The 23,158-nt window shown below is 65.8% G+C and carries 18 protein-coding genes, 1 pseudogene and 1 riboswitch; of the genes and pseudogenes, 13 read left to right on the top strand and 6 right to left on the bottom strand.

What is annotated here, in order from left to right:
- Positions 1 to 58: 58 nt before the first annotated feature.
- The 12 genes from RIB52_RS08320 (at position 59) to gcvPB (ending at position 16,996) form a co-directional block, all read left to right on the top strand.
- Complete coding sequence (locus RIB52_RS08320; protein WP_350174842.1) at positions 59 to 1,042, top strand: protochlorophyllide reductase; 984 nt, start codon at positions 59 to 61, stop codon at positions 1,040 to 1,042.
- Between the two features lie 199 nt (positions 1,043 to 1,241).
- Complete coding sequence (locus RIB52_RS08315; protein WP_350174840.1) at positions 1,242 to 4,094, top strand: TonB-dependent receptor; 2,853 nt, start codon at positions 1,242 to 1,244, stop codon at positions 4,092 to 4,094.
- A gap of 13 nt (positions 4,095 to 4,107) precedes the next feature.
- Entirely contained in the window at positions 4,108 to 5,151 is a 1,044-nt protein-coding gene (locus RIB52_RS08310) for a phytase (RefSeq protein WP_350174838.1), read from the top strand.
- A gap of 88 nt (positions 5,152 to 5,239) precedes the next feature.
- Positions 5,240 to 6,196, top strand: a complete 957-nt coding sequence (locus tag RIB52_RS08305; protein ID WP_350174836.1) for an NAD(P)H-binding protein — start codon at positions 5,240 to 5,242, stop codon at positions 6,194 to 6,196.
- Positions 6,197 to 6,270: 74 nt separating this feature from the next.
- The gene (locus tag RIB52_RS08300) at positions 6,271 to 7,323 is read left to right on the top strand and encodes an ArsR/SmtB family transcription factor (protein ID WP_350174834.1); all 1,053 of its coding nucleotides are present in this window, start codon (positions 6,271 to 6,273) and stop codon (positions 7,321 to 7,323) included.
- A gap of 26 nt (positions 7,324 to 7,349) precedes the next feature.
- Positions 7,350 to 8,315, top strand: coding sequence for a methylenetetrahydrofolate reductase [NAD(P)H] (gene metF / locus RIB52_RS08295; protein ID WP_350174832.1), 966 nt, complete (start codon positions 7,350 to 7,352; stop codon positions 8,313 to 8,315).
- Positions 8,312 to 9,373 (top strand): homocysteine S-methyltransferase family protein, encoded by a 1,062-nt coding sequence (locus RIB52_RS08290; RefSeq protein WP_350174830.1) that lies wholly within the window; start codon positions 8,312 to 8,314, stop codon positions 9,371 to 9,373. The genes metF and RIB52_RS08290 overlap by 4 nt, the downstream gene beginning before the upstream one ends.
- A gap of 2 nt (positions 9,374 to 9,375) precedes the next feature.
- On the top strand, positions 9,376 to 12,030 hold the full coding sequence (metH, locus tag RIB52_RS08285; RefSeq protein WP_350174828.1) for a methionine synthase: 2,655 nt from the start codon (positions 9,376 to 9,378) through the stop codon (positions 12,028 to 12,030).
- Between the two features lie 122 nt (positions 12,031 to 12,152).
- Positions 12,153 to 12,268, top strand: a riboswitch (glycine riboswitch).
- A gap of 182 nt (positions 12,269 to 12,450) precedes the next feature.
- Positions 12,451 to 13,605 (top strand): glycine cleavage system aminomethyltransferase GcvT, encoded by a 1,155-nt coding sequence (gene gcvT / locus RIB52_RS08280; RefSeq protein WP_350174826.1) that lies wholly within the window; start codon positions 12,451 to 12,453, stop codon positions 13,603 to 13,605.
- A 3-nt stretch (positions 13,606 to 13,608) separates the two neighbouring features.
- Positions 13,609 to 13,980, top strand: a complete 372-nt coding sequence (gcvH, locus tag RIB52_RS08275) for a glycine cleavage system protein GcvH (RefSeq protein WP_350174824.1) — start codon at positions 13,609 to 13,611, stop codon at positions 13,978 to 13,980.
- Positions 13,981 to 14,039: 59 nt separating this feature from the next.
- Positions 14,040 to 15,413, top strand: a complete 1,374-nt coding sequence (gcvPA, locus tag RIB52_RS08270) for an aminomethyl-transferring glycine dehydrogenase subunit GcvPA (protein ID WP_350174822.1) — start codon at positions 14,040 to 14,042, stop codon at positions 15,411 to 15,413.
- Positions 15,413 to 16,996 (top strand): aminomethyl-transferring glycine dehydrogenase subunit GcvPB, encoded by a 1,584-nt coding sequence (gene gcvPB, locus RIB52_RS08265; RefSeq protein ID WP_350174820.1) that lies wholly within the window; start codon positions 15,413 to 15,415, stop codon positions 16,994 to 16,996. The genes gcvPA and gcvPB overlap by 1 nt, the downstream gene beginning before the upstream one ends.
- Positions 16,997 to 16,999: 3 nt before the next feature.
- Here gcvPB and RIB52_RS08260 read toward each other — a convergent pair whose 3' ends face one another.
- The gene (locus tag RIB52_RS08260) at positions 17,000 to 18,349 is read right to left on the bottom strand and encodes a lipopolysaccharide biosynthesis protein (RefSeq protein ID WP_350174818.1); all 1,350 of its coding nucleotides are present in this window, start codon (positions 18,347 to 18,349) and stop codon (positions 17,000 to 17,002) included.
- A gap of 20 nt (positions 18,350 to 18,369) precedes the next feature.
- Complete coding sequence (locus tag RIB52_RS08255) at positions 18,370 to 19,233, bottom strand: NTP transferase domain-containing protein (RefSeq protein WP_350174816.1); 864 nt, start codon at positions 19,231 to 19,233, stop codon at positions 18,370 to 18,372.
- A 91-nt stretch (positions 19,234 to 19,324) separates the two neighbouring features.
- Between RIB52_RS08255 and RIB52_RS08250 the strand changes: the two genes are divergently transcribed.
- Positions 19,325 to 20,062, top strand: coding sequence for an Nmad3 family putative nucleotide modification protein (locus tag RIB52_RS08250; protein WP_350174814.1), 738 nt, complete (start codon positions 19,325 to 19,327; stop codon positions 20,060 to 20,062).
- On the opposite strand, the pseudogene mmsB reads toward RIB52_RS08250, so the two are convergent.
- The 4 genes and pseudogenes from mmsB to RIB52_RS08230 all read right to left on the bottom strand — a co-directional run.
- A pseudogene (gene mmsB, locus RIB52_RS08245) lies at positions 20,049 to 20,930 on the bottom strand (3-hydroxyisobutyrate dehydrogenase); the annotation flags it as partial. The gene RIB52_RS08250 and the pseudogene mmsB overlap by 14 nt on opposite strands.
- Positions 20,931 to 20,940: 10 nt before the next feature.
- Positions 20,941 to 21,735, bottom strand: a complete 795-nt coding sequence (locus RIB52_RS08240; protein WP_350174812.1) for an enoyl-CoA hydratase-related protein — start codon at positions 21,733 to 21,735, stop codon at positions 20,941 to 20,943.
- On the bottom strand, positions 21,732 to 22,787 hold the full coding sequence (locus tag RIB52_RS08235; RefSeq protein ID WP_350174810.1) for an enoyl-CoA hydratase/isomerase family protein: 1,056 nt from the start codon (positions 22,785 to 22,787) through the stop codon (positions 21,732 to 21,734). Before RIB52_RS08235 ends, RIB52_RS08240 begins: the two co-directional genes overlap by 4 nt.
- Positions 22,784 to 23,158, bottom strand: a complete 375-nt coding sequence (locus tag RIB52_RS08230) for a VOC family protein (RefSeq protein WP_350174808.1) — start codon at positions 23,156 to 23,158, stop codon at positions 22,784 to 22,786. Before RIB52_RS08230 ends, RIB52_RS08235 begins: the two co-directional genes overlap by 4 nt.

Below are 23,158 nucleotides of genomic sequence, written 5' to 3'. Positions count from 1 at the left end.
AGGGCCTGACTGTGCTTACGTAATGGCAGGGAGATTCATGTCGGGAGGGATTTGAGACATGGCTGCGGGTCACACACCTATCTGCATCATCACCGGGGCCTCGTCGGGCATCGGGCTGTGGGCGAGCAAGGCGCTGGTCGAGCGCGGCTGGCACGTTGTCATGGCCTGCCGCGACACGGCCAAGGCCGAGGCCGCCGCGCGCGAGATCGGCATCGCCCCTGAAAGCCGCATTATCATGCGGCTCGACCTCGGCACGCTTTCGGGAGTGCGCGGTTTCGTCGAGGAGTTCCGCACGCTCGCCCGCCCGCTCGATGCGCTGGTGTGCAATGCGGCGACCTATATGCCGCGCCTCACCGAACCGCTGCGCTCGCCCGAGGGATACGAGCTGTCGGTCGCGACCAATTATTTCGGGCATTTCCTGCTTGCGAACCTGCTGCTCGACGATCTCGGGAAAGCGCGCGACGCCCGGCTCGTCACGCTCGGCACGGTGACGGCCAATTCGGAGGAATTCGGCGGCAAGGTCCCGATTCCCGCGCCCGCGGACCTTGGCGATTTCGAAGGGCTGAAAGCAGGCTTCACCGCGCCGGTGGCCATGATCGACGGCAAACCGTTCAAGCCGGGCAAGGCCTACAAGGACTCCAAGCTCGCCTGCATGATGATGAACCGCGAATTGCACGCCCGCTTTCACGATGCGACGGGAATCGTCTTCACCACGCTCTATCCCGGCTGCGTCGCCGACACGCCGCTGTTCCGCCACGCGCCAAAAGCCTTCCAGCGCATCTTCCCGTGGTTCCAGAAGAACGTCACCGGCGGCTACGTGTCTCAGCCGCTCGCAGGCGAGCGGGTGGCCGATGTCGTCACCGAGCCCGCCTTCGCGCGCTCGGGCGTCCACTGGAGCTGGGGCAATCGCCAGCGCGAAGGGCGCGAGGCTTTCGCCCAGAGCCTTTCGGCAAAGGCGAGCGATGCCGCGCGTTCGCGCGAATTGTGGGAACTGACCGCGCGGCTCGTCGGGCTGACAGAGCGCGTGACCGAGCCTGCCTGAGATTGCGCGTGGCCTGTGGCGGTTTTGCCGCACGGGTCAAGCGGCTGAAAAACATGCGGGACTGAACCCAATATGACCGCCGTGTTTCGGCCGTCGCCATACCGACGCCGAAGGGTCACCGGATGGTCGCCCGCGGGTCAAATTCCCTCTTTATCGCGCCCCCTCGAACGGGACGATCCAATCGAAGGGGGACTATTCCATGACGCGCTTCAACCTGCTTACCGGCGCTGCCGGCATCGCCTTTGCCGCTTGCGCCGCCGCGCCTGCCCTCGCTGGAGAAGTGCGCGGCACGGTGGTCGACTCGAGCGAGACCATCGCCCTGCGCGCGGCGCAGGTCGAGATCGAGGAGCTCGGGCGGCAAGTCAGCACCGAGCGCGGGGGCACCTTCACTTTCGGCGAGGTTCCCGAGGGCACCTACACGATCACCGCGCGCTATGTCGGGGCCGATGCAGTGTCGCGGCAGGTGACCGTGCCCGCGACCGGCGAGGTCACGGTCAATTTCGCGCTCGGCCAGTCGGGCACGCAGATCCTCGTGATCGGCCAGGGCGCAAGCCAGGCCAGCGCCCTGTCGCGCAAACGCGCCGCCGACGGCGTGTCCGACGTGCTCACGCGCGATGCGATCGGCCAGTTCCCCGACCAGAACGTTGCCGAAAGCCTTCGCCGCCTGCCGGGCATCAATGTCCTTAACGACCAGGGCGAAGGCCGCTTCGTCGCGGTGCGCGGGCTCGACCCCAATCTCAACGCGACATCGGTCAACGGCGTACGTATCCCCTCGCCCGAGGGCGACATTCGCGGCGTGGCGCTGGACGTGGTGTCGAGCGAGATCATCGAATCGATCGAGGTCAAGAAATCGCTCACCCCGGACATGGATGCCGACACGATCGGCGCCTCGATCGAGATCAACACGACCAGCGCCTTCGACCGCAAGGAAGACCTCTATGTCGTCAAGCTCGGCGGTAGCTATAACGAGCTGCGCGACACGCTGACTCCGGATCTCGGCGCCGATTTCGCCGCGAAGCTGACCGACAATTTCGGCGTCTCGGGCGGGATCAGCTTCTACAACCGCGAATTCCAGACCGACAATGTCGAGGCCGACGACTGGACCGAGGACGGCGGCCTCATCTATTCCGAGGAAGTCCAGTACCGCGACTACCTCGTCGAGCGCGAGCGCATCAGCGCGACCCTGGGCTTCGATGCGCGCGTGGGCTCCTCGACCGAGCTTTACCTGCGCGGCGTGTTCAGCCAGTTCGACGACCAGGAATTCCGCCGCCGCCTGACATTCGGGCTCGGCGATGCCAATGTCTCGGGCAGCGGCCTCAATCCGGTGTTCGACGACATCCGCGATCCGGCCGACCCGGACGACGAAACCGTGATCGAGATCGAGCGTGATGCCAAGGACCGCTTCGAGCGCCAGCGCATCCGCACCGTGACCTTCGGCGGGGAAAGCCAGTGGGGCGGGCTGAAGGCGGAATACGCGCTTGCCTGGGCGAAGTCGTCCGAATTCGAAAACGGCTCGGTCGATCCGACCGTCTTCCTCGGCGAATTCGACAACACGCTCACCGTCGGCTTCGACTATGCCGATGAACGCGTGCCCGCCTACAATATCCTCTCGGGCGCGGATGCGTTTTTCGATCCGTCCACCTACGAGCTCGACGAGGTCGAACTGACCGCGCTTTCGGACGCCGAGGACGAGGAATTTTCGGGCCGCTTCGATCTCGGCTATGAATGGTTCACGAGTGCGGGCACTTTCACCGTGCAGGGCGGGGCCAAGATCCGCCTGCGCGAAAAGCGCTTCAACGGCGAGATCGAATTCTACGAACGCGACGATTACACGCTCGCCGACGTGCTCGGCGAAGGCCCGTCGAACACGCTCGCCGACCTCAGCCCGCTGCCCGGCCTGACCGAGCCGACCGATTTCTTCCGCGACAATTTCGCGAGCTTCGAACTCAATGCGGTGGACAGCGCGCTCGACAGCGCGAACGAGGATTACGTCGCCGAGGAGGATATCTTCGCAGGCTACCTGCTCGGCCGCTTCGAAACCGATGACCTGCTGGTGATCGGCGGGGTGCGCTACGAACGCACCGACAACCGCCTGTCGGGCTTCGAGACCGCGCTGTTCGAGGAAGGGCAGGACCTGCCCGGCGGCGGGGTTGCGGCGGATGACACCGTGATCGTCACGCCGGTGGAATTCGAGCGCGATTACGAACACTGGCTGCCCAGCCTCAACATCCGCTACACGCCATTGCCCGAATTCGTGATGCGTTTCGCCGGCTATCGCAGCCTCGTGCGGCCGAATCTCGAACAGCTCGCCCCTCGCTTCGAACTCGACGAGAACCGCGAGGCCGTGATCGGCAACCCGACGCTCGAGCCGTTCGAGGCGTGGAACCTCGATGCGAGCTTCGAATACTACATGTCGAACAACGGTGCGATCACCGCAGCGTTCTTCTACAAGGATATCGACAATTACGTCACCACCCTGGTGCTCGACAGCCCGGGCACGATCTTCGGAGTCGATTACGAGGCGGGCGAAACCTTCGTGAACGGCCCCGCGGCCGAGATCTTCGGGATCGAACTCGGCTTCTACCAGCGGCTCGATTTCCTGCCCGGCTTCCTCGACGGGCTGCTGGTGCAGGCGAACTACACCTATACCGATGCGAGCGGGCTGATCGCGGAGGGCGAGGTCGGCGACATCACCGCCGCGCCCACTTTCCGCGAAATCCCGCTGCCGGCCACCAGCGAGAATACCTTCAACGTCGCGCTCGGATACGACAAGGGCCCGGTGAGCCTGCGCCTTGCCGGGACCTATCGCGACGGCTTCCTCGACGAGGTTAACGCCGACGGTCCGGAATTCGACCGCTTCACCGACAGCCTGTTCCAGCTCGATTTCACCGCGCGCTATCGCGTCACCGACAATGTTCAGGTCTATTTCGACTGGATCAACATCAACGATGCGGAATTCTTCGCCTTCAACCGGCTGGGCGGGCGACAGAACCTGCTCCAGTTCGAACGCTACAACTGGACGATGAAGGGCGGCGTCAGGCTGACCTTCTGATAGGGCGCGGACCATGATCAGACCCTTCCACGCCTTTTCGCTCGTCTCGCTCGCAATCGCGGCCGCCTGCGCCTCCATCCCCGTCACGGGGGACCCGGCGGTGAGGGTGACGGCCGTCGCCGAGACCAAGCCCGTGGGCACGGCAAATGACGATGCGGCCGACGATCCGGCGATCTGGCGCAATCCGGACGACCCGGCCAAAAGCCTGATTGTCGGGACCGACAAGAAAGCCGGGCTGCATGTCTACGACCTTGCAGGCCGCGAACTCGCCTTTTCGCAGGGCGGGCTGCTCAACAATGTCGATCTCGTCGATCTCGGCAAGGGGCGCGTGCTCGTCGCCGCGAGCGATCGGACCGATCCCGCCACGGCGCACATCCAGCTCGCCCTGCTCGATCCCTCAAGCGGTGCGCTGACACGGGCGGAGCGGATCGAGGTCGGGCCGGGCGAGGGCTATGGCATCTGCATCGGCGCTCCGAAACCGGACGGCACGATCCCGGTCTACAGCGCGCCGAAAAACGGGGTGATCTACCGCACGACCATCGTCAGCGCGCGCGGCGGTTACGCGGGCACGACCGAAACGCTCACCACCGTTCCCTCCCAGCCCGAAGGCTGCGTCGTCGATACCCGCACGGGCACGCTCTATGTCGGCGAGGAAGCCGCCGGCATCTGGGCGATCGACACGGACACGGGGGCGAAGGAGCTGGTCGCCCGTGTCGACAATCGCCTGCTCGTCGCCGATGTCGAGGGGCTCGCGCTGGCCGAGGAAGGCGAAGAGGGCGGCTGGCTTGTCGCCAGTTCGCAGGGGGACAACGCCTTTGCGGTCTTCCGCCTGCCGGGCATGGAGCCGGTGGGGCGCTTTCGCATTGCCGCCGGGACCTTCGGCAGCGCCGAGGAAACCGACGGGATCGAACTCGACCCGCGCTCCTTCGGGCCCGATTTCCCGGATGGCCTGTTCGTCGCGCAGGACGGCATCAACCCGCCCGCGGCGCAGAATTTCAAGCTGGTGCGCTGGGATGCGATCCTCGCAGCGCTCGAAGCCGGGACTGGCGCGCCCTGACCTTCCCCGGAAAGCGGGCTTTGACAAGCGCGCCGCGCCTTGTCCATGACAGCCCTCTCGCGCAAGGGACGAAGAGGGGTCGCGGATCATGGCAGACAGCAGCGCGCGCAGGGTCCTGTTGGCAGGAGCAAGCGGCACGATCGGCCGCGCGGCGGCGCGCGCGCTTGTGGATGCGGGGCATCATGTCACCTGCGTGCTGAGAGAGAGCGCCTCCGCCCGCGAGGCCGCCATGGCGCTCGAGGGTGATGGCTGCGCGGTGCATTTCGCCGACCTTGGCGACACGGCCGCGCTCGCCGAGCGTTTCGCCGGGAGCGAAGCGCAGGTCGTGATGTCCTGTATCGCTTCTCGCTCGGGCTCTCCGCGGGATTCCAAACGGGTCGATCACGACGCCAATCTCGCCCTGCTCGAAGCGGCCGAAGCGGCCGGGGCCGACCATTTCATCCTGCTTTCGGCAATCTGCGTCCAGCGGCCGAAACTGGCTTTCCAGCATGAAAAGCTCCGCTTCGAGGCGCGGCTGAAGCAAAGCCCGCTCGCCCAAACGATCGTGCGGCCCACGGCCTTTTTCAAATCGCTCTCCGGCCAGGTCGAACGGGTCCGCGCGGGAAAGCCCTTCCTGATCTTCGGGGACGGGGAACTGACCGCGTGCAAGCCGATCAGCGACCGCGATCTCGGCCGCTTCCTCGCGCTGTGCGTCACCGATCCGAACAAGCGCGATGCGATCCTGCCCATAGGCGGACCGGGTCCCGCGATCAGCCTGAAGGAGCAGGGCACGATGCTGTGCGAGCTGGCGGGGCGCGAGCCTGCGTTCAAGTCCGTCCCGCCACGCATGTTCACCCTCGCCTCGCGCGTGCTCGGCCTTGGCGCTCCGTTTGCCGAATGGTTCGCCGAGAAAAGCGAATATGCCCGCATCGCGCATTATTACGCGACCGAGAGCATGCTCGTGCTCGACCCCGACAGCGGCGAATATTCGGACCGCGCGACCCCGGAATTCGGCGAGGATACGTTGCGGGCGCATTACGAAAGGCTGCTCGCGCAAGGGCGCTGAGCGGCGCGGGGAACAAATTTGCGCGCCTTCGCGGATTTACACATATAAAAATATCTTTATATGGTTGGCCTGCGATGCAGATGGACGCGCTCTTCAAGGCCCTTGCCGACCCGACTCGGCTGCGGATCGCCCGGCTTCTTTCGGCGATGGAGCTGGCCGTGGGCGAACTGGCGCAGGTGCTCGGGCAAAGCCAGCCGCGCGTCTCGCGCCATGTCGGCATCCTGTGCGATGCAGGCCTTGCCGAACGCCGCCGCGAAGGCAGCTGGGTATTCCTGCGCAGCCGCGCCGGGCCGGGCGTGGATGCGCCGGTGATCGAATCGCTCGAGGCGCTGCTCGCCGTGGCGGAGGCAGAGGATACCGATTTCGCCGCCCAGTGCGAAGCCGACCGCCGCAAGCTTGCCGCGATCCGTTCTGCCCGCGACGAGATCGCCCATGCCTATTTCGCGCGCCATGCCGGCGAGTGGGACGAATTGCGCGCGCTTCACAGCCCGGACGAACAGGTCGAGCAGGCGCTGCTCGCCGCGCTCGGCGACGCGCCGCTCGGCGCGATGCTCGATATCGGGACGGGCACCGGCCGGATCGCCGAGATGTTCGGCGACCATGCCGAACGGATCGTCGCGCTCGACCGGAACCTGGAAATGCTGCGCGTCGCCCGGGCCAGGCTGCAGCACCTGCCTGCCGCGCGGGTCGATCTTGTCCAGGGCGATTTCGCCGACCTCCCGTTCGAGGCGGCGAGCTTCGACACGGTCATGCTCCACCAAGTGCTCCATTTTGCGCCCGATCCCGCACTGCCGCTGGCCGAAGCGGGCCGCGTCACGCGCGGGCAGGGGCGGATCGCGATCGTCGATTTCGCCAGCCACGACCGCGAGGAATTGCGCACCCGCCACCAGCATGCCCGGCTCGGCTTTGCCGATGCGCATATCGCGAGCCTGCTCGAAGGGTCCGGCTTCGTGCCCGCCGATCCGATCGCGCTCGAAGGCGGCGAGCTGGTCGTCAAGATCTGGCTCGGCACGCGCCGCGGTGCGTCGGGCGGCACGGGCGCGCGCGGCGACAAGCCGCCCGGGCGCGCCGCATCCGTCCCCGCCGACGTGCCTGCACAAGCAACCGAAACCGCAACCACCTCCTGAAACCCGCCCGGAAAGGCGTTTCCATCATGACCCCCACTCTCGATCAGCTTCACGAACACCGCACCGCGCTCGACACGCCGCTTTTCTCCGGCCTGCCCGGAGACGTGGACGTGAGCTTCGAATTCTTCCCGCCCAAGAACGAGAAGATGGAAAACCAGCTGTGGGATGCGGTCCAGCAGTTGAAAGTGCTCGGCCCCGAATTCGTTTCGGTCACCTATGGCGCGGGGGGTTCCACGCGTGAGCGGACCCATGCGACGGTTTCGCGCATCATCAGGGAAGCGGGCCTGCCCGCCGCCGCGCACCTGACCTGTGTCGGCGCGTCGAAGGCGGAGATCCGCGAGGTCGCGGAACAATATTGGGAAGCGGGGGTGCGCCATATCGTCGCCCTGCGCGGCGATGCGGGCGAGCCCGGCGCGCCCTTCACCCCGCATCCCGAAGGCTATGCCGGCGCCGCCGAATTGGTGAAGGGGCTGAAGGAAATCGCCGATTTCGACATTTCGGTCGCGGCCTATCCCGAAACCCATCCCGATGCCGACTGCCCGCAAGGCTGCATCGACCATTTGAAGCGCAAGCTCGATGCGGGCGCGAGCCGCGCGATCACGCAGTTCTTCTTTTCGCCAGAGACGTTCTTCGAATATCGCGACAAGCTCGCCGCGAGCGGGATCGACAAGCTGGTCATCCCGGGCATCCTGCCGGTCACCAATGTCGCCACGGCGCGGAAATTCGCGGGCGCCTGCGGGGCGATCATTCCCGACTGGATGGACGGCCTGTTCGAAGGCCTCGACGAAAAGCCCGCCGCGCGCCAGCTCGTCGCCGCGACCGTTGCCGCCGAACTGTGCCGCCGGCTCTATGCAGGCGGGGTGCGCAATTTCCACTTCTACACGCTGAACCGGCCCGACCTCGCTTATGCCATCTGCCACATGCTCGGCAAACGTCCGGCCGCGCAAGCCGCCCAGTCGCAGGCCGCCGCCGTCACGGGAGAAGCCGCATGAGTCTCGCACCCTCCAAGGCCCGCCAGTCCTTCCTCGCCGAAGCCGCGAAGCGCGTGCTGATTTCCGACGGCGCGTTCGGGACGCAGATCCAGAACCGTAAATTGTCCGAAGAGGATTATGCGGGCGATCTCGGCCTGCCCGCCGACCAGAAGGGCAATAACGACATCCTCGCGCTCACCCGGCCCGACGTGATCGCGGATATTACGCGGTCCTATCTCGATGCGGGGTCCGACGTGGTTTCGACCAACACCTTCTCGGCCAACCGCATCAGCCAGGCCGATTACAAGGCCGAAAGCAAGGTCACCGACATCAACGTCGCCTCCGGCAAGATCGCGCGCGAGCTTTGCGACGAATACGAGGCAAAGGATGGCCGCCCGCGCTTCGTCGCAGGCGCGATCGGGCCGACCAACAAGACCCTGTCGCTAAGCCCCGACGTCGAGGACCCGGGTTTTCGCGAGATCGACTTCGACGAGCTGGTCGATGTCTATCACGAACAGGCCAAGGGCCTTGTCGAGGGCGGGTGCGATTTCATCCTGATCGAGACCGTGTTCGACACATTGAACGCCAAGGCGGGCGTGATGGCGGTCAAGAAGCTCGAGCGTGACCTCGGCCGCGAGGTGCCGGTGATGATCTCGATGACGCTGACCGACCTTTCGGGCCGGAATCTCTCGGGCCACACGGTCGATGCCTTCTGGCACGCCGTGCGCCATGCCAAGCCGGTGACGATCGGATTGAACTGCTCCTTCGGCGCGGAACAGCTGCGCCCGCATGTCAAATCGCTCTCCGGCCTCGCCGACACCCTGCTGATGGTCTACCCCAATGCCGGGCTTCCCAATGAACTGGGCGAATATGACGAGGCGCCCGAGACGACCGCGGGCTTCGTCGCGGACTGGGCGGCAAACGGCCAGGTCAACGTGCTGGGCGGATGCTGCGGCTCCAGCCCCGAACACATCGCCGCGATCGCGAAAGCGGTCGAAGGCGTCTCTCCCCGTTCCATTCCCTCTCCGCAGGTCGCCATGCGATTGGCCGGCCTTGAATCCTTCGTGGTTGCTGCCTGAACATGAACGAACAAAGCTCGATTTCGCGCTTCATCAATATCGGTGAGCGCACCAATGTCACCGGCTCGGCCCGGTTCAAGAAGCTCATCATGAGCGGCGATTACACCACCGCCGTCGAGGTCGCGCGCCAGCAGGTCGAAAACGGCGCGCAGGTGATCGACGTCAACATGGACGAAGGCCTTCTCGACGCGGTCGAGGCGATGACGACCTTCCTCAAGCTGATCGCCGCCGAGCCCGACATCGCGCGCGTGCCCGTCATGGTCGATTCCTCGAAATTCGAGGTGATCGAGGCCGGACTGAAATGTGTCTCGGGCAAGCCGATCGTCAATTCGATCAGCATGAAAGAGGGCGAGGAGGCTTTCCTCGAACACGCCCGTATCTGCATGGCCTATGGCGCGGCCGTCGTGGTCATGGCCTTCGACGAGGTCGGGCAGGCCGATACCAAGGAGCGCAAGGTCGAGATCTGCAAGCGCGCCTATGACCTGCTGGTGGCAGAAGGCTTCCCGCCCGAGGACATCATCTTCGACCCCAATATCTTCGCGGTCGCCACGGGCATCGAGGAGCATGACCGCTACGGCCTCGACTTCATCGAGGCGGTCAAGGAGATCAAGGAGCTGTGCCCCCACGCCAAGACATCGGGCGGCCTCTCCAACCTCTCCTTCAGCTTCCGCGGCAATGAAACCGTGCGCCGGGCGATGCACTCGGTGTTCCTCTACCATGCGATCCCCGCCGGGCTCGACATGGCGATCGTCAATGCGGGGCAATTGGACGTCTACGATACGATCGACCCCACCTTGCGCGATGCCTGCGAGGACGTGATCCTCAACCGGCCGGTGGAAGGTGAGGATACGGCGACCGAACGGCTGATCAACCTCGCCGAAAGCTACAAGGGCAAGTCGAAGGAAGACGACAAGCAGGCTGCCGAATGGCGCGGCTGGGCGGTCGAAAAACGGCTCGAACACGCGCTGGTCAAGGGCATCGACGCCCATATCGTCGACGACACCGAGGAAATGCGCGCCGCCACCGAAGAGCGCGGCGGCAGGCCCATCGAGGTGATCGAAGGCCCGCTGATGGACGGCATGAACGTCGTCGGCGACCTGTTCGGATCGGGCAAGATGTTCCTGCCGCAGGTGGTGAAATCGGCGCGCGTGATGAAGAAGGCGGTCGCCCACCTCATCCCCTATATCGAGGCCGAAAAGGACCTCCTCCCCGAAGCCGAGCGCAAGGCCAAGGGCAAGGTAATCATGGCCACGGTCAAGGGCGACGTGCACGATATCGGCAAAAACATCGTCGGCGTCGTGCTCCAGTGCAACGGCTATGACGTGATCGACCTTGGCGTCATGGTGCCGTGGTCCGACATCCTCAAATCCGCCAATGACAACAAGGCCGACATGATCGGCCTGTCGGGCCTCATCACGCCGTCGCTGGACGAGATGGTGACGGTGGCCGAGGAAATGCAGCGCGCCGAAATGACGATGCCGCTGCTGATCGGCGGGGCGACGACCAGCAAGGTGCACACCGCCCTGAAGATCGACCCGGCCTATGAAGGCCCGGTCATCCACGTACTCGATGCGAGCCGCGCGGTCGGGGTCGCCTCGCGGCTGCTTTCGGACACGCAGCGCGACGAATTCGTCGAGCAGACCGCCAATGACTACGAAAAGGTCCGCGATACCCGCGCGAACAAGGGTCAGAGCGAGCTGATGAGCCTGGACGAGGCGCGTGCCAATGCCTTTACCGCGCCCGAGCCGGAGAAGCCGGTCGCCCCGCAAAAGCCGGGCCTGCATGTCTATGACGACTGGGACCTTGCCGAACTCGCCGAATATATCGACTGGACGCCCTTCTTCCGGGCCTGGGAACTGCACGGCAATTATCCCGCCATCCTCGAAGACGACGTGGTGGGCGAAACCGCCCGCAGCCTGAAGGCCGATGCCGATGCCATGCTGGAGAAAATCATCTCCGAGAAATGGCTCACCGCGCGCGGCGTTGCCGGCCTGTGGCCCTGCGTGCGCGAGGGCGACGACGTGACGATCCACGATCCCTCGCGCGCCAACGGGTCGAGCGGTGAAGTGCGCCTGCCTTTCCTGCGCCAGCAGGTGAAGAAGAGCCGCGAGCGCCCCAACATGTGCCTGGCCGATTTCGTCTCCCCCGAAGGCGACTGGATCGGCGGCTTCGCGGTCGGCATCCACGGGATCGACCCGCATGTCGAGCGTTTCCAGGCGGACAAGGACGACTATTCCGACATCCTCCTGAAAGCGCTGGCCGACCGGTTCGCCGAGGCCTTTGCCGAACGGCTCCACCAGCATGTCCGCACCGATCTGTGGGGCTATGCCCCGGACGAACAGTTCACCAACGAGGCGCTGATCAAGGAGCAATATCGCGGCATCCGACCGGCGCCCGGCTATCCGGCGTGCCCGGACCATTCGCTGAAGCCCATGCTGTTCGACCTCCTGAATGCGCAGGAGAATGTCGGGCTGGAACTCACCGAGAGCTTCGCGATGTATCCCACCGCTGCCGTTTCCGGATTTTACTTCGCCCATCCCGAAAGCGCCTATTTCGGCGTCGCGCGAATCGGGAAGGATCAGCTGGAGGATTACGCCGCGCGGCGCGGGGTCGATCTTGCCACGGCGGAGCGCTGGCTCAGGCCGAATCTCGACTGAGACTGTGGCTTATCCGCATCAATCTTTCGTCTGGTCGAAAAGGAGCCGTGAAATAATGCGTGCAGCGTTGACCGAAGTCTTCGCATACGCAAGATGACACTTGCTTGCCGGAAGCGATTCCGGTGTCTTTCGCGGGAGAGACTGGTCCCCACGCTTCGGCACAGGTCGCGGCAGGGGGCATGGCGCCGAAGGAGCAACCGCCCCGGAAACTCTCAGGCCAAAGGACCGCGAAAGCCATGGGCACTCTGGAAAGCGTGTCGGCGCACGGGCCCATTCCCCATGCACCGTCACCACCGAAGGGGAATGCGGCGCGCCAGTGACGGCGCAATGCTAAGCTCTCAGGTTTCCCGACAGAGGGGGCAGGAACGCAAGGACGCCGCACGGCGTTCGCAACCTGCCGCGAGCTGACGGGGACATGATTTGAGCGACGAAACACCCGAAGACGAACAGCCCCTGGGCTCCCTGGCGCTCGATGCGTGGCATCGGGCGCATGGTGCGCGCATGGTCCCGTTCGCGGGCTATGAAATGCCGATCCAATATGCCGGCGAGCATGGGGGCGGAGGCATCGTTGCCGAGCACAACTGGACGCGCGAGAGCGCGAGCCTGTTCGATGTCTCGCATATGGGCCAGCTTTCGGTTTCCGGCGAGAACGCGGCCGCTGAACTCGAAAAGCTCGTTCCCGGCTCGGTCAGGTCGCTGGGCGAGGGGCGGATGCGCTATTCGCTGCTGCTGACCGAGGCGGGGGGGGTCATCGATGACCTGATGATCACCAATACCGGCGCGCATATCGCGCTGGTGGTGAACGGGGCGACCAAGTGGGACGATATCGCCCATTTGCGCGAACACCTGCCCGACGCGGTCACGCTCACCCATTACGATGACCAGGCCCTGCTTGCGCTGCAGGGCCCCAAGGCCGCCGAAGTGCTCGATGCGCTGGTTCCCGGCACGGGCGCGCTGACCTTCATGCGCGCCGCCGCCTTCGACTGGCCTGCACCCGACGGAACGACCACGCCCCTGTGGATCAGCCGTGCGGGCTATACAGGCGAGGACGGCTTCGAAATTTCCGTCCATGCCGACAAGGCCGAGGCGCTGGCCGATGCACTGGTTGCCGACGACCGGGTCAGGCCCGCAGGGCTTGGCGCGCGGGATTCGCTGCGGCTCGAGGCGGGCCTGCCGCTCTACGGCCACGACCTCACCACGGAAATCGATCCCGTCACCGCCGGGCTCGGCTTTGCCCTGTCGAAGAAGCGCCGCGAGGCGGGCGGGTGGATGGGCCACCGGGCCTGCGCGGTGAAGCTCAAGGACGGCTGTGCCAGCACGCGCGTCGGCCTCGCGATCGATGGGCGCCTGCCCGCGCGCGAAGGCGCCCCGGTCTATGCTGGCGAGGAACTGGTCGGGAAAGTCACCAGTGGCGGCTTTTCGCCCACGCTTCAGCGCCCCATAGCCATGGCCTATGTCGGCGCGGACTACGCCGCCGAGGGAACGGCGCTCGAAATCGAGGTCAGGAACAAGCGCCTGCCCGCGAAAGTCTCACCCATGCCCTTTGTCCCGCATCGTTATTACCGAGGGAGCTGATCGATGCCGCGTTACTTCACCGATGAACACGAATGGATCGATGCCGAAGGCGACAGCGCCACCGTCGGCATCACCGAATATGCCCAGGACCAATTGGGCGACATCGTCTTCGTGGAACTGCCCGCGGTCGGCGACGAAGTCGAAAAGGGCAAGGAAGCCGCCGTGGTCGAATCCGTCAAGGCGGCGAGCGATGTCTATGCGCCCATCAGCGGCGAGGTGACCGAGATCAATTCGACGCTCGAGGACGAACCGGGCCTCGTCAATTCCTCGCCCGAGGAAGACGGCTGGTTCTTCCGCGTCAATGTCGCCGACGAAAGCGAGCTCGAAGGGCTGATGGACGAGGACGCCTACAAGGAATTTCTCGCCAACCTTTGAGGCTCGCCTTTCGTAGCTTCCCCCGCCGCCCACCTCTCCACTCAACAGGGCTCGAAACCATGCGTTACCTTCCTCTCACCGATACCGATCGCAGCGAAATGCTGGAGAAAATCGGCGCGAAATCGATCGACGACCTGTTCGTCGACGTGCCCGAAGTGGCCCAGCTCGACGGGCCGATCCACGGACTTCCGATGCATGCCGGCGAGATGTCGGTCGAACGCCACATGAAGGCGCGCGCGGCGAAGAACCTCGCGGCGGGTGACGCGCCCTTCTTCCTTGGCGCAGGCGCCTATCGCCACCACGTCCCCGCTACGGTCGACACGGTGATCCAGCGCGGCGAGTTCCTCACCGCCTACACGCCCTACCAGCCCGAAATCGCGCAGGGCACGCTGCAGATGCTGTTCGAGTTCCAGACCCAGGTCGCGCGGCTGTATGGCTGCGCGGTGGCGAACGCCTCGCTCTATGATGGCTCGACCGCGTGCTGGGAAGCGGTGGCGATGGCGACCCGCGTAACCAAGCGCAAGCGCGCGGTCCTGTCCGGCTCGCTCCACCCGCATTATGCGGAAGTCGTCAAGACCATGGCCCAGTTCACCGGCGACGAGATAGCGGACGCGCACCCCGCGATCACGCCGGACGTCGACCTCGACGGGCTGATCGCCCGCATCGACGAGGACACGGCCTGCGTCGTGGTGCAATATCCCGATATCCTCGGGCGCGTGTGCGACCTGTCGAAAGTCGCCGACGCCGCGCATGAAAAAGGCGCGCTGCTGGTCGCGGTCAACACCGAGCCCGTCGCGCTGGGTGCGCTCAAATCGCCCGGCGAAATGGGCGCGGACTTCGTTGTCGGCGAAGGCCAGTCGATCGGTGTCGGCCTGCAATTCGGCGGGCCCTATCTCGGCCTGTTCGCCGTGCGCGACCCCAAGCATGTGCGCCAGATGCCGGGCCGCCTGTGCGGAGAAACGGTCGATGCGGAGGGACGGCGCGGTTTCGTGCTGACGCTTTCGACCCGCGAACAGCATATCCGGCGCGAAAAGGCGACGAGCAATATCTGCACCAATTCCGGGCTGTGCGCGCTGGCCTTCAACGTCCACATGACCCTGCTCGGGGAAAAGGGCCTGCGCGAACTGGCAGCGGAAAACCACCGCCTCGCCTGCCGTGCCGCCGACCGGCTGGCGCAGGTTCCGGGCGTGGACGTGCTCAACAACAGCTTCTTCAACGAATTCACCCTGATGCTGGGCGGCAAGCCGGCGCGCGAGATCGTGCGCGACCTTGCCGACAGGGGCGTGCTTGGCGGGGTGTCGCTCGGCCGGCTCTATCCCGGGGTCGAGGCGCTCGAACACGCCCTGCTCGTCGCCGTGACCGAGATGACGAGCGAAGAAGACATCGAAACGCTCGCCAGCGAACTCGAAACCCTGGTCAAGGAGACCGCCTGATGAACGCGCCCAACAAGTCCGGATGGAAGCCCGCCATGGAAGTCGCCGAGGACGGGATGCATAACGGCCCCGCCACGACGACCGGCAATCGCGCTCTCATGCTCGAGGAACCGCTCTTGTTCGAGATCGGCCATGCCGAGACGACCGGGGTGGACCTGCCCGAAATCGACGAGAACGCGCCCAACCGGCTGGGCGGGTTCGAACGCTCCGAACCGATCGGCCTCGTCGGCCTGACCGAGCCGGAGACGGTGCGCCATTACACCCGCCTGTCGCGCCAGAATTACGGCATCGATCTCGGCTTCTTCCCGCTGGGAAGCTGCACGATGAAGCACAATCCGCGGCTCAACGAAAAGCTCGCGCGCCTGCCCGGTTTCGCCGACATCCACCCGCTCGCCCCGCAGCAGACCGTGCAGGGCGCGCTGCAGGTGATCGAGGAACTCGGCGAGTGGCTGATGAAGCTGACCGGCATGCCGGGCGTCGCGATGAGCCCCAAGGCGGGGGCGCATGGCGAATTGTGCGGCATCCTCGCGATCCGCGCCGCGCATGTGGCGCGGGGCGATGCGCGCGAAGTCGTGCTCGTCCCCGAAAGCGCGCACGGCACGAACCCCGCCACCGCCGCCTTTGCCGGCTACCGCGTCGAGGACATTCCCGCGACCGAAGAGGGCCGCGTCGATGTCGAAAAGCTCAAGGCCCGGCTCGGCCCGGATGTCGCGGGGGTGATGATCACCAACCCGAACACCTGCGGCCTGTTCGAAAAGGACTTCCGCACCATCGCCGATGCCGTCCACGAGGCGGGCGGCTATGTCTATTGCGACGGGGCCAATTTCAACGCCATCGTCGGCCGGGTGCGCCCGGGCGATCTCGGTGTCGATGCGATGCACATCAACCTGCACAAGACCTTCTCCACCCCGCATGGCGGCGGCGGACCGGGCTCGGGCCCGGTGGTCTTTTCCGAAGCGCTTGCCCCCTTCGCCCCGCTGCCCTTCGTCAAGAAAGAACCCGGATCGGGGTCCGGGTCAGGCGGCGACAGCTACTACCTTGTCGAAGAGGAAAACCGCGAGGAACGCGGCCCCAGCTTCGGCCGGATGACGGCGTTCCACGGCCAGATGGGCATGTTCACCCGTGCGCTGACCTACATGCTCAGCCATGGCGCCGACGGGCTCAAGCAGGTCGCCGAGGACGCGGTGCTCAACGCCAATTACATCCTGCGCTCGATGGAGGACATCCTCCACGCGCCCTTCGCGGATAGCGGCCCGTGCATGCACGAGGTCCTGTTCGGGGATCGCGATTTCGAAGGCGACCTTTCCACGCTCGACCTCGCCAAGGGGCTGATCGACGAGGGCTTCCACCCGATGACGGTCTATTTCCCGCTGGTGGTCCACGGCGCGATGCTGGTCGAGCCGACCGAGACCGAGAGCAAGGCCAATCTCGACCAGTTCATCACCGCCCTGCGTTCGGTGGTCGAGCGGGCCAAGGCGGGCGACCAGACGCTCCGCCAAGCGCCCTATTACGCCCCGCGCCGCCGCCTCGACGAAACGACCGCGGCGAGGAAGCCCAAGCTGAGCTGGACCGAGGAAGCGTAAGCGTCAGGGGCGGGGCCGGGTTTCCTCCGGCTCCGCCTCCGTCCTTTCCGCGTCCATGGCCTCGCCCACGAAGATGCGGATTTCCTTGAGGTTCAAAATCGCCACGTAGAAGCCGATAACGGCAAGGCTGCTTGCCCCCAGCACGGCGAAAGCCGCGCCCTTCGCCCCGTTCCAGTCGATCGCCACGTCGAGCAGGACGAGCGCCAGCACGGTGGGAACGGCGCGCACGATGAAGGCCGTCCCCGCGCGGCCTGCCGATACCAGCAGCGATTCAAGGCTCGCCCCGACCAGTTCGACCGCGCCCGCGATCGAAAGGATCACCATCGCCCAGTAATAGGCGCTGAAATCTTCCTCCGCGATGATGCCCAGCGCCCAGCGTCCGCCGAGCAGGGCCGTTACCACCGCGATCACGCCAGCGACCACCGCGATATTCGCCATGCGCCGGGCGATCTCCAGCGCGTTTTCCTCGTCATGGACCAGCTCGGGCAGGATCGCCTTGGAAATGGTCTGGGCGAGCGTCACCAGCGCCTGCCCCAATTGCGCCGCGACCCGGAAACCGCCCGCGAGCGCGGCCCCGCCGAACGTGCCGACGAGCAGGAGGATCACCTGCTTGCCCGCAATGCTCAGCGTGCCCGTCATGTTGGTCGACCACACGAACCGCCACGCATCGGGATGGCGCGCGGGGATGCGGGTGAGGCTGAGCGCGGACAGGTCGATCGGCGCATCGCGCGCCGCGACGATCCACAAGGCGATGGCGACCGCGATCTCCGCCACCGCCCAGGCGAGGATGAAGCCGAGCACGTCGGGCATCACGAACACTGCGATCACCGCTCCGCCCGCGCGGATCGCAGGCTGGACGGCTTCGGCGGCGGTCGCGCTGGCATAGCGGAATCGCAGGCGCAGCAGGCCCGTCGGCGTGGTGCGGATCGCCAGCAGCGAGACGACGCAATAGCCGAAAGCGACCCACAACAGGTCTTCGGGCAAAGGCAGCCAGAGCGGCGCGGTGTAGACCAGGATGGCGGCGGCCAGCGTTCCCATGACGACCGAAAGCAGGTCCAGCGCAATGGCAAAGCCGGTCGCATCGGCGGCGCGCGCCGGGTCCATTGTAGGCGGAGCGGGTGCACCGCCTCCATCGAGGCTGCGCCCGTTCGCCCCCCAGCGCACGATGAATTGCCAGGTCTGGAAATTGGCAAGGCCGGTGACCGTCTGGCCCAGCGCCACGATGATCGCGAAATGGCCGAAGCTCTCGATCCCGAGCGTGTTGGTGGCGAGATAGATATAGACCAGGCTCATCGCGGCATTGAAGCCGCGCCCGCCCAGAAGCCAGCCGATATTGGCGAAGAGGCGCTTCATTGCGTGCAGGCCGCGCGCCATCAGGCGATGGCGGTGTCCCCGCTCCGATTTTCGCCGCTGCGGTCGCCCTCACGCACCTTGAGGATCTTTTCGGTGACGTTCAGCGTGCGCTCGTTGTCGACATCGATGGCATAATGCCCGTCGGACAGCACGACCGGCACCAGCTTGAACCCGAAGCGGCGCGAGATTTGCGCGAAGAGCTTTTCCTTCGATCCCCAGCCGAGCCGGAAGCGAACGAGGTTCATGAGGCCGAACGCCTTGATGATGCGGCTGGGATATTTCACGAACTGCCCGCCTTCGCGCATGATCTCGGCGGCGGCCAAAGCGGTGCGGCTGCCGATCCAGTACATGTTGCAATTGGAATAGCCACCGTCGGAAAACTCGTAGAAGCGTTTCTGCCCGATGGGATCGGCCGCCTGCACGGCCTCGCGCGTGGCGAGCCCGGCAGCCCCTTGCGCGTCCTCGGCGAGGCACTTGGCGATGAATTCGCTGTAGCCTTCCGGCGTGACGAGGCAATTGTCGGCGGTGGTGATGAGGAGGGGAAAGTCGGCCCCTTCCGCGCCCGAAACCACGCTGTCGACGATGTTGAAGCGGCCTTCGGCGAAAGCGAGTCGGCCTTCCTCCGTCAGCCGCGCGATGAGCGGGATCGCGGCGATCTCGTCCGGTTCGTGCGCCACGACGCGGATCGCGGCGACCTCGGGGCAGGCGGCGACCGCGGCGACCACGCGCTCGATCATCGGCACGCCGTTGACGGGCACGACCGCCTTCTGCGCGACGCCTGCCGCCTCGGCGAGCGGATCGAGCGCGCCGGAACGCTTGCCCGCCATGACGATTGCGGAGACTCGAGCGGTGACGGTCGGGGATGTCGCGGATTGATCGGCCATGGCGCACCGCGCCTTAGACCGGGTCCGCGCGCAAGCCAAGCAATAGACCTGCATCCTTGTGCAACACGGGCCTGCAGGGCAGGCTGGGGCGATGAAGATCGTCTTTTCGCGCAAGGGCTTCGACACCAGCGCCGGGGGCGGACCGTCGCCGATCGCGGACGGAAAGCCGCTCAGCCTGCCCATCCCTGCGGCCCGGAAAGACGGTGGCGCGGCGAGCGCGACGACGTATGGCGACCTTGGCCTTGGCGAATATGCTGCGCGGGCGAGCCGGGGGCGGGTCGGGGCGCAGGACCCGTGCCACCATGACCCGATGTTCCTCGATGACGGCACCTGCCTTTTCGGCCAGTGCGGCGCGGCGCAGACCCATCTCGAACGGCAGGGCGTGGGGGTGGGCGATGTCTTCGTGTTCTTCGGCCTGTTCGCATCGCAGCAGGGCGAGCCGCATCACCGCATCTTCGGCTATCTGCGGGTGGAGGAGGCGATCCCGCTCGCCGGCGGCGCGCCGCGCGAACTGGTCGAGATCGGCCACCCGCACGCGCTCGCCCTGCATGGCCGCAATGACTGCATCTGGCGCGGGCCGGGCCGGGTCGCAGGCCGCGCGAGCGATGGCCTGCGCCTGACCGTGCCGGGCGGCCCGGCGACGCTGTGGCAGCGCCCGTCATGGCTGAAGCGCGGGGGGCTGAGCTATCACGACCGGGCGGATCGCTGGATAAGGGGCGGCAAGCTGCGCGCGGTGTCGCGCGGGCAGGAATTCGTCGCCGATGCGGGCAGGCGCAAGGCCCCGCGCGAATGGCTCGAAAGCGTGATCGCGGAGATTACAGCGTCCTGATGATGCCGGAGAAATCGAGCCCGCCATTCTCCTCGGCAAAGGCTTCGTAGATCGCCTTGGCGTGTTTGCCCATGTCGGTCGACGCACCCGCTGTGTCCGCTGCCTCGATCGCGAGGCGCAGGTCCTTGACCATCAGCGCGGCGGCGAAGCCGGGGGCGTAATCGCGGTCCGCCGGGCTTTCCGGGCCGACGCCGGGGACGGGGCAATAGGAGGTCATCGACCAGCACTGGCCCGAGGACACGCTCGAGATGTCGTAGAAGGTCTGCGCATCTAGGCCCAGCTTTTCGGCCATGGCGAAGGCTTCGGCCGTGCCGATCATCTGGATCGCGAGCAGCATGTTGTTGCAGATCTTCGCCGCTTGCCCGTTGCCGGCATCGCCTGCGTGGATGACCGCCTTGCCCATGGCCTCGAGGATCGGCTTTGCGCGTTCGAACGCCCTGGCCGTGCCGCCGACCATGAAGGTGAGCGTGCCCGCATTGGCCGCGGCGATCCCGCCGGAGACTGGCGCGTCGACCATGTCGTAGCCGTGCGCCTCGGTCACCTCGATCACCTCGCGCGCGGTGGCGACGTCGATGGTCGAGCAGTCGAGCATCACCGCACCTTCGGGCGCGTGGCCGATCACGTCGTCCCAATAGACCTGTCTCACGATGGCGCCATTGGGCAGCATCGAGACGACCGCGTCGACGTCCGCGCAGGCTTCCTTCGCCGTGCCGAACGTCACGCACCCCGCGTCCTTGGCGGCGGCGAGCGCGGTTTGGCTGAGGTCGAAGGCGCGCACCTCGTGCCCCGCCTTGACAAGGTTCGCGGCCATTCCGCCGCCCATGTTCCCAAGCCCGATGAATGCGATTTTCATGGTCTCTCTCTCCCCGAAGCGATACTTACCGCCCCTTCCACTGCCCCTCGCGCTTTTCGATGAAGGCGGCCATGCCTTCGGCCTTGTCTTCGCTGGCGGTGAGGATCTGGAAGATGCGCCGTTCGACGATCAGCCCCTGGTCCAGCGTCATTTCGAAGGCGGAGTTCACCATCTCCTTGTTCGCGATCACGGCCATCGGCGGCATCGCGGCGATGGTGGCGGCGGTCTTGAGCGTTTCGGCCACCAGGTCGTCATGCGGCACGACCTTCGCGACGAGGTTCGCGCGCTCGGCTTCCTCCGCGCCCATCATCCTTCCGGTGAGGCACATTTCCATCGACTTCGACTTGCCGATCGCGCGGGTGAGGCGCTGCGAGCCGCCCATGCCGGGCGCGACGCCGAGCTTGATTTCGGGCTGGCCGAACTTGGCATTGTCGCTGGCGATGATGAAATCGGCCATCATCGCCAGTTCGCACCCGCCGCCCAGCGCGAAGCCGTTGACCGCCGCAATCCACGGCTTGCGGGTCTTCTTGACGATCTCGCTCGTCCACGGCGCAAAGAAATCGTCGAGGTAGAAATCGGCCGCCGCCTTGTCGTGCATCTCCTTGATGTCGGCGCCCGCGGCGAAAGCCTTGTCGCCCGAGCCGGTGAGCACCGCGCACAGCTGGCTGTCGTCGGCCTGGTAGTCGGCGAAAGCCTCGATCAGTTCGGCGAGCACCTGCGTGTTCAGCGCATTGAGCGCCTTGGGGCGGTTCAGCGTCATCAGCGTGACGCCTTTCGTGCCCTGCGCGTCCTTTTCGACGGTTATCGTTTCAAAGCTCATAGGGGTTTCCATTCCTCTTCAGGCGGGAGGGGGGCGAAGATTTCGTCGAGCAATTCCTCGCTCACGCCCTCGGGGGTTGCGGGGTCCCACTTGGGGTCGTTGGTCTTGTCCACGATCACCGCGCGCACCCCTTCGGCGAAGTCGGGGCGCAGCAACACGCGGCTCGCGATGCGGTATTCCATGCGCATATTGTCGGCGAAATCGGTGAGGCTCGCGCTCGTCGCGATCTGGCGCAGCGCGACCTTGCAGGTCTGCGGGCTTTTCGTGCCGAGCGTGTCGCGCTCCTTCGCTGCCCAGTCGTCGCCCGCGTCCGCCGCCTTGTCGAGGCTGGCGAGGATGTCCTCATAGGTGTCGGAAGCGAAATGCTTGGCGATCCTGTCGGCATTGCCCTTGATCTTGGCCTCGGGCGGGGTGCCGCTCGGTTCGGAGAGGATCCCTGCGATGCGGTCTGGATGCTCGGCGATGCGGGCCTTGATGTCCTCGATCATGGCGTGCTCGACGTAATGCGTCGCGATTCCCGCCCACAGGCACTCCGACCCGTCGAGCCGCGCTCCGGTGAGCGCGAGGAACTGGCCGATCCGCCCGCCGATCCGGGCAAGATACCACCCGCCGCCGACATCGGGGAACAGGCCTATGCCCGATTCGGGCATGGCGAAGCGCGTGTTCTCGGTCGCGACGCGGAACTTGGCGGGCTGCGAAATGCCGACCCCGCCGCCCATCGTGATGCCGTCCATGAAGGCGACGATGGGCTTCGCGTAGGTGAACATCTGGTGATTGAGCTGGTATTCGTCGTGGAAGAACCGCCGCCCCGACACGCCGCCGTCATTCAGGGCGGAATTGCGCAGCATGGCGATATCGCCGCCTGCGCAGAAGCCGCGCCCCTCGGCATGGTCGAGGATCACCGCCTCGACCTCGTCGTCATTCTCCCATTCGCTCAGGGCCGCGCTCATCGCGTGGCACATTTCCAGCGTGAGCGCGTGGATCGCCTTGGGGCGGTTCAATGAGATACGGCCGACACGGCCCGTTTTCCTCGTGAGGACTTGGTCTGTCATTCCTGTTCTTTCGCTTCGATGAGGTCCCAGCGATTGCCGAAGGGGTCCTGGAATACGGCTACGGTGCCATAGGGCTCGTGGCGGGGTTCCTCTTCGAACACCACGCCCGATGCTGTAAAGCGTGCATGGCTTTCCGCAAAACTGTCGGTTTCGAGGAAGAATCCGACGCGCCCGCCCGTCTGATTGCCGATGGCGGCGGCTTCGGTGTCGTCCTTGGCCCGCGCCAGCAGCAGCCGCCCGCCGCCCGGAGCCTCGACCACGACCCAGCGCTTGCCGCCGCCCATGTCTGTGTCCTCGATGAGAGCGAAGCCGAGCGCGCCGACATAGAAATCGAGCGCGGCGTCGTAATCGGGCACGACGAGCGTGGTCAT

The organism is Erythrobacter sp. (assembly GCF_040217515.1).
GTDB lineage: Bacteria > Pseudomonadota > Alphaproteobacteria > Sphingomonadales > Sphingomonadaceae > Erythrobacter.
This window is presented reverse-complemented; position numbering and strand designations above follow the sequence as displayed.

Excerpts from the sequence above, each read along its gene's own strand:
- gcvPB (WP_350174820.1), top strand. The coding sequence starts at position 15,413 with ATGAACGCGCCCAACAAGTCCGGATGGAAGCCCGCCATGGAAGTCGCC.
- RIB52_RS08235 (WP_350174810.1), bottom strand. The coding sequence starts at position 22,787 with ATGACAGACCAAGTCCTCACGAGGAAAACGGGCCGTGTCGGCCGTATC.
- RIB52_RS08255 (WP_350174816.1), bottom strand. The coding sequence starts at position 19,233 with ATGGCCGATCAATCCGCGACATCCCCGACCGTCACCGCTCGAGTCTCC.
- RIB52_RS08320 (WP_350174842.1), top strand. The coding sequence starts at position 59 with ATGGCTGCGGGTCACACACCTATCTGCATCATCACCGGGGCCTCGTCG.
- RIB52_RS08300 (WP_350174834.1), top strand. The coding sequence starts at position 6,271 with ATGCAGATGGACGCGCTCTTCAAGGCCCTTGCCGACCCGACTCGGCTG.
- RIB52_RS08290 (WP_350174830.1), top strand. The coding sequence starts at position 8,312 with ATGAGTCTCGCACCCTCCAAGGCCCGCCAGTCCTTCCTCGCCGAAGCC.
- metF (WP_350174832.1), top strand. The coding sequence starts at position 7,350 with ATGACCCCCACTCTCGATCAGCTTCACGAACACCGCACCGCGCTCGAC.
- RIB52_RS08230 (WP_350174808.1), bottom strand. The coding sequence starts at position 23,158 with ATGACCACGCTCGTCGTGCCCGATTACGACGCCGCGCTCGATTTCTAT.
- gcvH (WP_350174824.1), top strand. The coding sequence starts at position 13,609 with ATGCCGCGTTACTTCACCGATGAACACGAATGGATCGATGCCGAAGGC.
- RIB52_RS08240 (WP_350174812.1), bottom strand. The coding sequence starts at position 21,735 with ATGAGCTTTGAAACGATAACCGTCGAAAAGGACGCGCAGGGCACGAAA.
- RIB52_RS08250 (WP_350174814.1), top strand. The coding sequence starts at position 19,325 with ATGAAGATCGTCTTTTCGCGCAAGGGCTTCGACACCAGCGCCGGGGGC.
- metH (WP_350174828.1), top strand. The coding sequence starts at position 9,376 with ATGAACGAACAAAGCTCGATTTCGCGCTTCATCAATATCGGTGAGCGC.
- gcvPA (WP_350174822.1), top strand. The coding sequence starts at position 14,040 with ATGCGTTACCTTCCTCTCACCGATACCGATCGCAGCGAAATGCTGGAG.
- RIB52_RS08315 (WP_350174840.1), top strand. The coding sequence starts at position 1,242 with ATGACGCGCTTCAACCTGCTTACCGGCGCTGCCGGCATCGCCTTTGCC.
- RIB52_RS08310 (WP_350174838.1), top strand. The coding sequence starts at position 4,108 with ATGATCAGACCCTTCCACGCCTTTTCGCTCGTCTCGCTCGCAATCGCG.
- RIB52_RS08260 (WP_350174818.1), bottom strand. The coding sequence starts at position 18,349 with ATGAAGCGCCTCTTCGCCAATATCGGCTGGCTTCTGGGCGGGCGCGGC.
- RIB52_RS08305 (WP_350174836.1), top strand. The coding sequence starts at position 5,240 with ATGGCAGACAGCAGCGCGCGCAGGGTCCTGTTGGCAGGAGCAAGCGGC.